At 54.8% G+C, this 12,720-nt stretch carries 9 protein-coding genes; 8 read left to right on the top strand and 1 reads right to left on the bottom strand.

Going from position 1 to position 12,720, the window contains the following annotated elements; genetic code table 11:
• Positions 1 to 152: 152 nt before the first annotated feature.
• From C173_RS17695 to C173_RS17660, 8 genes are all read left to right on the top strand, one after another.
• Complete coding sequence (locus C173_RS17695) at positions 153 to 1,622, top strand: N-acetylmuramoyl-L-alanine amidase (RefSeq protein ID WP_036726919.1); 1,470 nt, start codon at positions 153 to 155, stop codon at positions 1,620 to 1,622.
• 124 nt (positions 1,623 to 1,746) lie between these two features.
• The gene (locus tag C173_RS17690; protein WP_036726918.1) at positions 1,747 to 2,988 is read left to right on the top strand and encodes an MFS transporter; all 1,242 of its coding nucleotides are present in this window, start codon (positions 1,747 to 1,749) and stop codon (positions 2,986 to 2,988) included.
• An 83-nt stretch (positions 2,989 to 3,071) separates the two neighbouring features.
• Positions 3,072 to 3,758 carry a response regulator transcription factor gene (locus C173_RS17685; protein WP_036726917.1) on the top strand — a complete coding sequence of 229 codons (687 nt, stop codon included), beginning with the start codon at positions 3,072 to 3,074 and terminating at the stop codon, positions 3,756 to 3,758.
• Positions 3,745 to 4,734 carry a sensor histidine kinase gene (locus C173_RS17680; RefSeq protein WP_036726916.1) on the top strand — a complete coding sequence of 330 codons (990 nt, stop codon included), beginning with the start codon at positions 3,745 to 3,747 and terminating at the stop codon, positions 4,732 to 4,734. The genes C173_RS17685 and C173_RS17680 overlap by 14 nt, the downstream gene beginning before the upstream one ends.
• Before the next feature lie 82 nt (positions 4,735 to 4,816).
• Positions 4,817 to 5,500, top strand: coding sequence for an ABC transporter ATP-binding protein (locus C173_RS17675; protein ID WP_036726914.1), 684 nt, complete (start codon positions 4,817 to 4,819; stop codon positions 5,498 to 5,500).
• Complete coding sequence (locus C173_RS17670) at positions 5,497 to 8,160, top strand: ABC transporter permease (protein WP_036726910.1); 2,664 nt, start codon at positions 5,497 to 5,499, stop codon at positions 8,158 to 8,160. The genes C173_RS17675 and C173_RS17670 overlap by 4 nt, the downstream gene beginning before the upstream one ends.
• Before the next feature lie 73 nt (positions 8,161 to 8,233).
• Entirely contained in the window at positions 8,234 to 9,118 is an 885-nt protein-coding gene (locus C173_RS17665; protein ID WP_155991514.1) for a CPBP family glutamic-type intramembrane protease, read from the top strand.
• Positions 9,119 to 9,416: 298 nt separating this feature from the next.
• Entirely contained in the window at positions 9,417 to 10,172 is a 756-nt protein-coding gene (locus C173_RS17660; RefSeq protein ID WP_036726908.1) for a MerR family transcriptional regulator, read from the top strand.
• 41 nt (positions 10,173 to 10,213) lie between these two features.
• On the opposite strand, the gene C173_RS17655 is transcribed toward C173_RS17660, so the two are convergent.
• A complete protein-coding gene (locus tag C173_RS17655; RefSeq protein WP_036726907.1) occupies positions 10,214 to 12,505 on the bottom strand; it encodes a helix-turn-helix transcriptional regulator in 2,292 nt (763 codons plus the stop codon).
• Positions 12,506 to 12,720 lie beyond the last annotated feature (215 nt).

Raw genomic sequence — 12,720 nt, 5'->3', positions numbered from 1 at the left:
GAAACGGTACCGTCCTTTAAAAGGATGGCAAAGCCGTTTCCACTTGATATAACTAATTATAAATGCTCAATTTCGCAACCTATTCCAATTATTGGAGTCTAATTTAAGAATCAGCAATTCTACAAATTAGATGAAATGGATGAGATGCACGTATGAAAAAATGTAGTTGGTTCCTCCTGTTGGCTGTCCTATTCTTATGCTTCCCGCTCAACGGGCGGGCCAGTGCCGCTGTGAAGACAAGTCCGACCATAATACTGGACGGGCAAGCAATCCCTATGCAAAAGAAAGACAAAGTCGAATTGATCAACGGCAGTGTGATGGTTCCCTTGCGGATCATTGCGGAGAATATGGGAATGGGGGTTCTCTGGAATCAACAGGTTGGAACCGTAACCATCCCGAAGGAATCCGGCAGTATAGTGCTGACGATCGGCCAAAAGAAAGCCCTGATCGATGGGGCCTCCCATTCGCTGGCCACCGCTCCCCGGAATCGTAACGGAACCACGCTGGTTCCGCTAAGGTTCATCAGCGAAGCCATGGGTGTCCAGGTGAGCTGGGACAACAGTCTCAAGGTGGTGGGCTTGACTTCAGCCCCGCTTCCGCCGGAGCAGCCGGCCATCACTCCTGCTCCGGCAAGCCCTGAAGTCCCGGACCAGCCGGTGCCCCTGCCCGCCGCAGCCGCGGCGACTTCCACCGTCCATAGTCTCAGCTTCAGCGATGACCGCCTGATGCTTGCTTTTACCGGCGATGTCCAGCCGTCTGTACATACCGGAAACGAACCGCTGCAGATTGTAGTGGAGCTGCCCCGAACGAACTTTTCCGCAGATTTCTTACAGACGGTATCGTGGGATAGCCGCACCCAATCCGGCGAGCAGACCGTTACCGGCGTTCCCAATGTCAACAAGCTGTATTACGGGCTATTCGAACCGGACGCCGCCACCTTGCGGATTGTGATTGCGCTCTCTGCGGATACGAAGTATACCAGTTACATCGAGGAGGATGCCGCCTCCCGGCTCCTGGTCGTAGATCTGAGCTCTGCCACAGCCGAATTGCCTCCGGCAGAGCCGGTCCAGCCGGGCAACGGGAAGAAGACCGTTGTTATTGATGCCGGCCATGGGGGTGCGGACCCGGGAACGATCGGCATTACGAAGAAGCTGGAGAAAGATTTCAACCTTAGCGTCGCCTTGAAGGTGGAGCGCCTGCTGCTGCAGGAGCCGGCGTTCAATGTTGTGATGACACGCCGTGAGGATACCTATCCGCCCAACAAGCAGCGGGCAGAGATGGCCAATGAGCTGCAGGCCGATGCCTTCGTCTCCATCCATGGCAATTCTGTCACAGGGTCGCCCAAGGTGCGGGGAACCGAAACCTATTATTACAGCCAGGAAAGTAAAGCCTTCGCCGATATCATGCATCGGCATCTGCAAGGGACCACCGGCTTTCCGGACCGCAAGGTTAAATACAACAAATATATCGTATTGAAATATTCCAACATGCCCGCTACGCTGCTGGAGGTTGGTTTCTTGTCCAATGCCGCCGAGGAAGCCATCCTGTTCTCCGACGATTTCCAGAACCGGGTAGCGGCTGCTATCGTAGCGGGACTGAAGGAATATTTTGGGATCTCTTGACCCCGTCTGCTCCTGCATTTATAGCTTTCAAGATCGCGGTCCGCTCCTTATAATATAGAGAGTGAAAGGAGAACCACGCCTTAAGAAGCTGAGCGTATTTTATCGATAAATAGGGGGTTAAACGTTGAATCAGCATGACCAAAGCGCAAATCCACCAAGCCTGTTCCGTAATCGCTTTCTGCAGACGATTTTATTATCCAGTGTGCTGCTGCAGATCGGGATCTGGGTGCGTAATTTCGCCATTCTGCTCTATGTTGCGGAGCGGACCAATAATGATCCCTACGCCATTTCGCTGATCAGCGTAGCTGAATTTGCGCCTATCTTTGTTTTTTCCTTCATTGGAGGAACCTTTGCGGACCGGTGGCGCCCGAAGCGGACGATGATCTGGTGCGATTCCCTGTCTGCGGTATCGGTGTTCGCCGTTCTGCTCAGCATTCACTTCGGTTCGTGGGAATCCGTGTATCTGGTCGCCTTCATCTCGGCCATTCTGTCGCAGTTCTCCCAGCCTTCCAGTATGCGGTTATTTAAGTTCCATGTACCGGAGGAACAGCTGCAGCAGGGGATGGCGCTCTTCCAATCGCTGATGGCCATCTTCATGGTTCTCGGACCGATGTTAGGCACTTTCGTATACAGCACCTTCGGCCTTGAGATCTCCATTGCCGTAATGGGCGTTGCTTTTCTGCTGTCGGCGCTCGTGCTTATTCGTCTGCCGGAGGATCATATGGAAGCCGGGACAGTTGCGGCGAAAGGGCAATTCCGTAAGGACTTCACCGAAGGCTTCCGGTATGTCTGGCAGAGCCAGGTGCTGCGGATGCTCGGACTTGCGTTTGTACTGGCGGGACTTGCCGTGGGCGCAGCCCAGGCACTGAATCTGTTCATCGTTACAGAGCGGCTTGGCCGAAGCAAGGAGTTCCTGCAATACATGCTTATGGTCAACGGTGCAGCCATGCTGATCGGGGGAGGGCTCGTGGCCGCCTTCGCCAAAAAAGTTCCGCCCCAGCTGCTGCTCGCCATGGGGATGCTGGCTGGTGCCGTATGTACGACCATTGTCGGGTTCTCGACAAGTATTCCGCTCACGCTGACCATCCAGTTCCTGAACGGGCTGATGTTCCCTTGTATTCATATCGGGATCAGTACGATGATTCTGAGATGGTCTAATAGCTCCATTGTCGGCCGGGTCAACGGGGTGCTCAATCCGATGTTCGTCGGGATGATGGTGGTGTCTATGTCGCTGTCGGGTGCGCTGAAGAGCGCTTTGCCGCTTAGTACCATTTACAGCGGAGCCGGACTCCTGTTCCTCCTGGGTGCACTTATGATGTTACCGATCATGAAGCATAAGGCGCCGGATCAGGCGCAGGCTGCCTAGTATTAATTTAATGATTTCTTTACAGGTACTCTTAATAAGAGTACCTTTTTATACATAACAGGCTACAACGGAGGCCCTTAAATATGACACAAATATTGCTGGTTGAAGACGATCCGGCCATTGCGCGCAACCTGGTGCTGCTGCTTCACTCGGAGGGGTTCACTGTCACGCACGCGCCTACGCGCAAGGAAGCAACGGCTGCGCTTGACGGATATATGTTTGACCTGGCGCTGATTGATATCTCATTGCCGGACGGCAATGGCTTTACGGTATGCACGGAGATCAAGGAGGAGCAGGACATTCCCGTCATCTTCCTGACGGCTTCGGGCGACGAGGCGAGTGTGGTGACCGGGCTGAATATGGGGGCGGACGACTACATCACCAAGCCGTTCCGGCCACGGGAGCTGATCGCGCGGATGGGCACGGCTCTGCGAAAAAGCGGGCGCTCCGGGTCCGCTTTTGATCTCGGCGGGCTGCATGTTGATCCGGCCAGCGGAGTTGTGAAAAAAAACGGCCGGGAGGTATTCCTCTCCGCGCTGGAATACCGGCTGCTGCTCGTATTTGTGAACAATCCCAGAACCATTATTACACGGGGCAGACTGCTGGATGAATTGTGGGACGCAGCGGGCGAATTTGTTAATGACAACACGCTGACTGTGTACATCAAGCGCCTGCGGGAGAAAATCGAGAGTGATCCGGCAAGCCCGCAGCTCATCCTGACGGTGCGGGGGACGGGATACCGGCTGGGGGGCAGCGATGCTGCGCAATAGAGAGGTCCGGCAGTTTGCCGTGGTGTTCGTCCTCCTCGCCGCCGCCGCTGTAACGGCTGGATTCGTCATGAACACGGCAGCGAGCGTCCTGGCCATAGGCTGCGCTGCTACTTTTGGCATAGCGTTCGTTGGATTTACCCGGGCCAGATACAGGAGCCTGGCGAGATTGTCCGATGAAATTGACCGGGTGCTGCATAATGCGGACCATCTGTTCATCGCTAATTCGGAAGAGGGCGAGTTATCCATCTTACATAGCGAGATTACCAAAATGACGCAGCGCATCCGGGATCAGAACCGCGAGCTGATCAAGGAAAAGAGTCATCTTGCCGATTCCCTGGCTGACATCGCCCACCAGCTCCGTACCCCGCTCACCTCGGTGAACCTGATTATGACGCTGCTTGCGAATAGTCCTGCGGAAGACGAGCGGAAAGCTTTTATACGGGAGACCGAGGAGCTGCTGATGCAGATGGATTGGCTGATTACTTCTCTGCTCAGGTTATCCCGCCTGGATGCGGGTATTGTTGTATTTCAAAGCGGGCCTATCGCCGTTAACGACCTGCTCCGCACCGCTGCTCGTCCGTTCCTGATCCAGATGGAGCTGCGCAATGTAGACTTAAGGATCGCTTGCCCTTCAGGAGTAGTGATCCAAGGCGATCCGGCCTGGCTTCCGGAAGCGATCCAGAATATCCTGAAGAATTGCCTGGAAAGCGCAGGGGAGAACGGGAAGATTGAGCTGGTCTGCACAGACAATCCGCTGTATACCGAGCTGATAGTACATGACAACGGCCCGGGCTTCAGCAAGGAAGAAATCCCCCGGCTGTTCGACCGCTACTATCGCGGCAGTAACCCTAATCATGCAGGGTACGGAATCGGACTCGCCCTCTGCAAAATGATTATCACCCGGCAGGGAGGTACCGTTACCGCACATAATCACCCGCAAGGCGGTGCGCTCTTCAGGCTTCGTTTCCCTAAGTGACGGATCTCTCACCTGAAAGTCACAGAGATGTAAGCTTGCGGCTCTATGATAGGGATAGATCAGGTGAAGGGAGAATTGCAGCATGGAGTTTTTGAGAATTGACAAGCTGAGCAAGGTCTACGGGAAGGGAGATAACCGGGTTACAGCGCTGGACGAAGTGTCTCTGACGATTGAGAAGGGGGAGTTCACGGCGATCATCGGCTCCTCCGGCTCCGGGAAGTCTACCTTGCTTCACATCATCGGCGGAGTCGATGTGCCGACAAGCGGCAACGTTTATCTGGACGGACAGGATGTATATGCGCAGAGCAATGACAAACTGGCGATCTTCCGCAGGCGGCAGGTCGGGCTGATCTACCAGTTCCACAATCTGATTCCCACGCTGGATGTGGTGGAGAATATCACCTTGCCGATTCTGATGGACAAACGCAAGGTCAACGAGGAGCGGCTGAACGATTTGCTTGAGCTGCTGGGGCTGACGGACCGGAGAACGCATCTGCCGAATCAGCTCTCTGGCGGACAGCAGCAGCGTGTATCCATCGGACGCGCGCTGATGAATGCCCCGGCGGTCATGCTGGCGGATGAACCCACAGGCAGCCTGGACAGCCGGAATGGACATGAGATTATTAATCTGCTGAAATTAAGCAATCAGAAGTATAGGCAGACCCTGCTCATCGTTACGCATGACGAGAATATTGCCCTTCAGGCAGACCGGATTATCGGCATCTCTGACGGCCGGGTTGTGCGGGACGAACGGGTACGGCCATGAATATTTTCAATAAGGTTACCCTCCAGAGCCTCAAAAAAAGCCGCACGCGGACCATTGTAACGATTATCGGAGTAATCCTATCCACTGCTATGATCACTGCTGTCTCCACCTTCGCCGTATCCTTGCAGAGCTATATGATCAAGGGCTCCATTGCCAAATACGGCGGCTGGCACATCGGGTTCCCGGCTGTGGATTCCTCCTTCCTGCAGGAACGGACACACGATCAGGCCGTAGCCCGTACAGCATCCTTTGAAAATATTGGCTATGCGGCACTTAGTGGCGGGAAGAACCCGGATAAGCCTTATCTGTTCATTGCTGGCGTAAGTGAAGACGAAGCTTCCCCCGGTACCTTGCCCGTCACTCTGGTCTCCGGCCGAATGCCGGATAACAGCAGTGAGATTCTAGTCCCGTCACATCTGGCGGCGAACGGCGGGATCAAGTTCGCGGAAAGCGACATGCTCACACTGGCTGTGGGAGACCGGATGAACGGCAACCAGCGGCTGAACCAGCATGATGCCTATCAGGCGGATAAGGCCGCTGAAGCTTTGGTGCCCCGGGCAGAGCGAACCTACAAGGTCGTCGGAATCTGCGCAAGGCCTGCTTTTGAGGAATCCGCTGCACCAGGCTATACCCTGATTACCAGAACCGATCCGGCAGAACAGGCGGACAGCTTCAGCTTATATGTTACCCTGAAGCATCCGCGTGAAGTGAAGGCTTACGCAAGCAGCACCGCTTCAGGCCATGCTTACATCTACAACGATAATGTGCTGCGCTTCATGGGCGTCTCAAGCAGCGGGTTGCTAACTGCTCTACTGTACACGGTTGGTGGGATCGTCGCTTTTATTATTGTGGCCGGTTCGATCTTCATGATCTACAACGCCTTCACCATCTCCCTGAATGAGCGCACACGCCAGTTTGGCATTCTCTCATCGGTGGGAGCCACAGCGAAGCAGTTGCGTAACTCTGTGCTGTTCGAAGGTCTGTGTATTGGTGCGGCCGGAATACCGGCTGGCATTCTCTTGGGAATAGGCAGCATGGGACTTGTGCTAATGGTCGTATCCAGGAACTTCGGGAATATTCTCTATTCCGGTGTACCGCTCAGCTTGAAGGTGTCTGTTCCGGCCATTGCGTGTGCGGCAGCGCTAAGTATGGTTACGATTCTGATCTCGGCCTACATTCCGGCCAGGAAGGCGGCAGGCACTCCCGTGATGGAGAGTATCCGCCAGACGAACGAGGTCAAGGTTGAAGCCAAGGCCGTGAAGACGTCCAGCCGGGCGCAGCGTATCTACGGTCTCGAAGGCACCCTTGCACTTAAGAATTTCAAAAGAAACAAGAAACGCTACCGCAGCATTGTGCTGTCGCTCATGTTAAGCGTCGTGCTGTTTATATCGGCCAGCGCTTTTGTCACTGATTTGAAGCAGATGTCGGAACAGGCAGTAGCGTTCACCACCTATGATATCGGCTTCGCCACACCAACTATGAAAGACAGTGAAATGCTGGCGCTCTACGACAAGCTCAGAACCGCAGGCGGCATCTATGAGAGCTCTTACCAGACGCTGCTGAAAGTGACGGGGACAGCCCAGGCAAGCGAGCTCTCGGATGCCTATTGGGGCACAGAGGGGGACTCGGGGAAAGCAGTCAATAATGGAAAAGCAGGAAAAGCAGGAAAAACAGGTGCTCCTTCGCCGGGGCGGTCGGATGAGCAGGCAACGCTGCCCGTAGATCTGCAATTTTTGGATGACAGCGCTTATCTGAAGATTCTCGAAGGGCTGGGCTTGTCCGCAGCGGAATATACAGGTCCGGACGCCAAGTTCCTCGCCGTTGCCAAATCGATGAGTCCTGCCGACGATAAGCGGCTGAAGGAGGCTGACGAGTTCCGTAATTTGTTCAAGCGTTCATCCTCTACCCTGACCATCGCCCCCGAATCAGAGGGAGGGTCGAAGATTGGGCAGGGGCATGACGTAACGGTTACTTTCGTAGAGACTGTACCGCCGGATACCCTGCCGGTTACAGGAAGCCCCGCCTCTAGTCAACCGTTCTTCTTCCGGATAATCGCTCCTTATTCACTCATCGGCAAGTTTGAGACGGCGGACAGTCCGCCGGCAGTGAAGGGCATGACCTTTCGTTCCAAGCATCCGGCACAGTCGGTCGCGGAGGTGGAGAAGACGATCCAGGGTGCGCAAATTACGGATGAATATAAGCTGTATAATGTGTATGCGATGATGGATGAGAGCCGCAATACGATATTCATCATCAACGTGTTCGCCTATACCTTCATTATCATGATCTCACTGATCGCGATTGCCAATGTGTTCAATACGATCTCGACGAACATTAAGCTGCGCCGCCGGGAGCTGGCGATGCTCCGCTCAGTGGGGATGTCCGACCGCAATTTCCAGAAGATGATGAATTTCGAGTGTGCCTTCTATGGCATGAGGGCGCTCTTGTTCGGGCTTCCCGCCGGGATGGCCTCCTCCTGGCTGATCTACCGGGGCATGCTCATCGGCGGGGCGGACCAGATTGACTATGTCTTCCCTTGGGCCAGCATCGGAATCAGCGTGTTCAGCGTGCTCCTGATCGTATTCGTCACCATGCTGTATTCGGTCAGCACAATCAAGCGGGAGAATATCATTGATGCGCTGCGGGATGATATGACTTAGGCAATCCCATCGATCCCAAGCTTGACCCTGACGTATACTGGAGGGTTTACAATGGGAGCAGGAGGGATGCACAATGGTTAGAATAACACTACCTGCAAGACACAACGATGGCCGGGGATCAGCCGGGAGATGGCTGGCAATTACAGCGCTTGGGTGGCTCGCCATGACGCTGGGACTGTTCACGGCTACGGTTGCCGGGAACGCCGTCCGGGCTTCCGGTGCAACAGACAACGAAATTGCCGTTGTCCAGGCCTTCACCGCGGCGCTGCTTATTGTGCCCGCGGTCTGTCTGATTCAGCGCCGTTTCCGGCTAAGCGCCAGGCTACTGCGATTGACCCCGGCCACATTCCTGCATTTGCTGGGCGGCGGGGCGTTAGCCTTGCTAATGGGGGGATTGGGCTTTATCATTACCGGTGCGCTGGGCTGGACCACCATTATTGCCTGGGATTTCTCCGTGGACCTGTTGCTGGCTGTAGCCTTCAGTACATCTATCGCTTTCCTGTACGAAGCGTTGCCGGAGGAATTATCGATGAGAGGAATTGTATACAGCGGCCTGCGGCTGCGGCTACCTGCCTATGCTGCTTATTGCGCTCAGGTGCTGCTGTTTGTGCTGGTGCCAGTCACTGTGAATCAGCTGCAAGCCTGGAGCGGACTTGACCGCGGAAATAGCATCAATGCAGAATATGTGATTATGCTGCTATGCTTCGGCACGGTACTTCAACTATGGCGCAGCTTGACCGGGTCGCTGTGGGCTTCCATCGGCTTTCATCTGACGTATCTGGCAATGGCGCGGTTTGTTATTCTGCAGAGGGAACAGCGCTTGCTGACGTACAACGAGCTGGAGGCAGGGACCGGTCCCGTTGTGATCCAGTTTGGTATAATCATTGTCGGCAGCGCTGTGCTGCTGGTACTGCTCAACCTGTGGCGCCGGGGTCGCCGGCGGACAGCCTCGCAGTAATAAACCATCATCCGGGCATGCCAATGCCGGATGATTTACTGTGCCAAACCTTCTATATAAGAAGCACTAAAGAAATAAACTAAAAGCAAAAGAAGCGGAGGGGAAATTTGGAACTGTAGGAGCGTCAGCGACCGCCTTTAGGTTTGGATTTCTACCGCATTAAGCGGTATAAATTAGGAAATCCAAACCTAACAGCGGCCGGAAGTCCAAATGTTCACCGCAGTGACGATGAAGCTTCAAGTTCAACTCTTAAGTGCTTCTTATATAGCCAATAATATACCTATTTGGAGGGAAGCCGATGTATACCGTAGGGCAGCTGTCCAAGCTAACCGGTGTGTCTGTCCGCACCCTGCATTACTATGAGAAGCTGGGCTTGCTGCAGCCGGACAGGGATACCAGGAACCAGTACCGCTCTTATAGCGAGAATGAGATTTTGCGGCTGCAGAAGATTGCTGTGCTGAAGCAAATGCATTTCAAGCTGGGTGAAATTAAAGTGATCCTCGACAACGGTGAGGTTGCACATCATGATGTTGCTGTCTGGAGCCGTGCACTTACGCAGCAGATGGTCTTCGTGAAGCAGGAGCAGGAGAAGCTGCGGGCGGTAGAGCATTTGCTGTTTTCCACCTTGTACGCTATGCGGGCAACCGAACAAGTAAATATTGATGAGATGCTCGGATTTATCCGTGAGCTTGAACAGCCTTCCCAGGGTCCACAGCTGCGGCAGCAGGTTTTCACCCCGGAAGAGCTGGAGGTACTGCCGATCAGCGATGTAAGTAACCCGCTCGCTATGGAGTGGTCCGATATCCTCAGAAGGGTCTCAGGACTGCTGGCGCAGCCGCCTGATTCACCCGCAGCGCAGCAGCTTGCATCCTCAATTATTGAATACGCCGATAAAATGTTTGGCGGAGACGAGCAGCTGATCCAAAAATATTGGGACTACATTACTCCGCAGGAGGACCAGTCTGCACGGGTGTACGGAATGACAACCGAAGTCATGCAGTATATGGATGCGATCATCCGCATTTATATGGGCGGGGAAGATCCCCGCCCTTAATCGTTGTTCCATGAAGCGTGCCTGTAATGGGGCACGCTTGTTTATTCCTCCCCCGATGCGGGAGCCTGCCCCGGCAGATCCCCGCCAGCCCGCTTACGGTACTCACCCGGGGTCAGGCCGGAGGCACGCTTGAACATGCGGATGAATGAGTTCACGTTCTGGTAGCCGACCTGAAGTGCGATATCCTGGATGCGCAGGTCGATGTTCATCAGAAGCTCCTTGGCCCGTTCGATCCGCAGCGTGTTGAGATATTCGCTGAAGTTAATGCCGGTCTTCTCCTTGAAGATGCTCGACAGATAGCCGGAGGTCAGATTCAGCTTGTCGGCTACGATATTGAGATTGATGTCTTCCCCGTAATGCTTCTCCAGATACTCCAGCACGAAGCTGATGACCGGGTCCCGGGCCTCCGAGCCGCTGCGGATCGCCGCAAGCACTGGAGTCACCAGCTCCTGGAGCCATTCACTATACTGCTGCGTGGAATAGAAGGCGGCGAACGGCTCACCGGACTGGGCCGCGACCAGCCCCATCTCAAGCTCCGGCAGATTCAGCTTCATGACGGTCTTGCTTGTCTGTTCTGCCACTCCCGCAGCAAAAGCCCGGAAATCCTCCGCAGCGGCATCCTTATTCGACAGTTGCTCCAGTTGGCGGTCTATCCAGCCGAAGACCGGCTCTTCGCTGCCGGACTGCAGCAGGTTATGCAGCTCTTCTCCATGGGTGACCTTCAGATGAAACGCTTTGGCCGACGAGGCCCGCGGCTCCACGATGATCTGTGTCTCCCCGTTCAGTCTGCGTTCCTTCAGCAGCTCCGACAGGTTGTGGTACGCATCGGTGAACGGGGTTTCGCCCGAATACACCGGGCTGACCGCTATCGTGAGGTAGAGGGAACGCTCCTCTGCCAGCAGCTCCTGCAGCGTGCCCAGTACCTGAAGAATGCCGCTCTGCGGACCGGGATCGAAGAGCAGCAGCAAGAGCAGATCCTGCTCCGGCTGCAAGGCGACGTTCTCGGATTCCTCCCCGGTGAACAGGCGCTGAATCAGCTGCCATAACGCCAGTGTATGCTTCTCCGGCTCCTCCGGGAGGCGGGTGAAGCTGAGCTTGAACAGAATGGAGGCATACGGCCGTTCGGAATGCAGCGCATCCTCCAGCTCGCTCAGACTTGCGTTCAGCGGAATATTTTTCACCTTATGGGTATAAGCATACTGGCGGACCAGCGAATTCTTGTGTGCCAGATCGTTCTGGATGAACCGGTTGTTCTCCAGGATGGAGCTTAGGCGGTCGCCGATAATGGCGAACTCCCTGACGCTGCTCACCTTGCCGGGGAGGCTGACCGATTTGCGGTCGAACGCGGCGATCAGGCGCTGGAGCGGCTGGTTCAGCCGGTAGCTGAACAGGAGGGAGAACAGGAGGCTGACCAGCACCGCAGCAGCGAGCAGAACGGCGAGCAGCACCCGCATACCGCGCAGCCCGCTCGCAATGGCGGCAACCTCGGTGACCCGGACGTAGGTGAATCCGGTCTGCGCCCCTTTTTGATAGAAATAATAGTTGTCCCCGATCCGCTCATGAGCGCTTGTAGTAACGGCATACTCCAGCGCTGGCAGTTCAGTCTCTGCGGTGGAGAAGAGCAGCCGGTCCTGCGCATCCATTATATAGAAGGGATTCTTCCCGGCATCCCCGTACGCCTGCTCCAGCCGCTGCGGATTCAGCATCACAATGCCGTAGACCTCTTCATAAGGAATCGCCTTGATCATGACCGGCATCAGCCGCCCGAGCGCACGCGTGGAGCTCATTGTTGTTTCCGTAAAAGAAGCAGCAGGGAGGACCTTCAGATACTGGTTGTCCATGGTCTGGCCGCTCCAGAAGTCCGCCGGATACTCCCCGCTGTAATAATATTTGCCGAACATGTCGGCCGCGGTACTCAGTCCCTCTTTCTCAAGAACATAGTCCTCCGCCTTGAAGTACAGAATGAAATTCTCAATATGCAGAAAAGGATTCCCGTACAGCGTCATCAGATCCGATTTGACCTCGTTGAGAATATCATACCGCCGGTTCTCCTTCAGATGGCTGAGAATGCCCAGGTTGGCTGTCCACGTATCCGACTGGGTCAGCGCCAGAATCATATTCTGCGTCAGCCGGAAGTGATTCTCGTACCCTTCCACCGTCTGCTTCAGGCTCTGCTCGTTCTGCCGGACCACCTCCTGATAGACCTTCCCGCTAAGATATAGATGAGAGAACAGATTGAATGAAGCCAGCAGCAGGATGACGCTCAGGAAGCTGAGCATGAGCTTAACGAACAGGCCGCTAAGGGCAAATTGGCTGGTAAGCGGTCTCTTCATATGTATTCCCCCTTCAGGTGCAGCCGCTTGGTTATCGTTTTATCCTATCATAGCGGCCCAAAGCTGACACGCACAATATGCACTTTTGCTGATTTATACGCTATTCTAGGGAAATACGCAAATAGGGCGAAAAGATATATAACATGCTGATAGCGCTTCCCAAAGACTTGCCGCTATAATTCGGAGACAAACCCCGGTAGCAGAGGGGAAGTTAG

Source organism: Paenibacillus sp. FSL R7-277, assembly GCF_000517965.1.
GTDB lineage: Bacteria > Bacillota > Bacilli > Paenibacillales > Paenibacillaceae > Paenibacillus_AQ > Paenibacillus_AQ silagei.
Note: the sequence above shows the minus strand (reverse complement) of the source record. Positions and strands in the feature narration are given on the sequence as shown.

Coding starts and splice junctions, on each gene's coding strand:
- C173_RS17675 (WP_036726914.1), top strand. CDS start 4,817: ATGGAGTTTTTGAGAATTGACAAGCTGAGCAAGGTCTACGGGAAGGGA.
- C173_RS17680 (WP_036726916.1), top strand. CDS start 3,745: ATGCTGCGCAATAGAGAGGTCCGGCAGTTTGCCGTGGTGTTCGTCCTC.
- C173_RS17660 (WP_036726908.1), top strand. CDS start 9,417: ATGTATACCGTAGGGCAGCTGTCCAAGCTAACCGGTGTGTCTGTCCGC.
- C173_RS17695 (WP_036726919.1), top strand. CDS start 153: ATGAAAAAATGTAGTTGGTTCCTCCTGTTGGCTGTCCTATTCTTATGC.
- C173_RS17685 (WP_036726917.1), top strand. CDS start 3,072: ATGACACAAATATTGCTGGTTGAAGACGATCCGGCCATTGCGCGCAAC.
- C173_RS17655 (WP_036726907.1), bottom strand. CDS start 12,505: ATGAAGAGACCGCTTACCAGCCAATTTGCCCTTAGCGGCCTGTTCGTT.
- C173_RS17665 (WP_155991514.1), top strand. CDS start 8,234: ATGGTTAGAATAACACTACCTGCAAGACACAACGATGGCCGGGGATCA.
- C173_RS17670 (WP_036726910.1), top strand. CDS start 5,497: ATGAATATTTTCAATAAGGTTACCCTCCAGAGCCTCAAAAAAAGCCGC.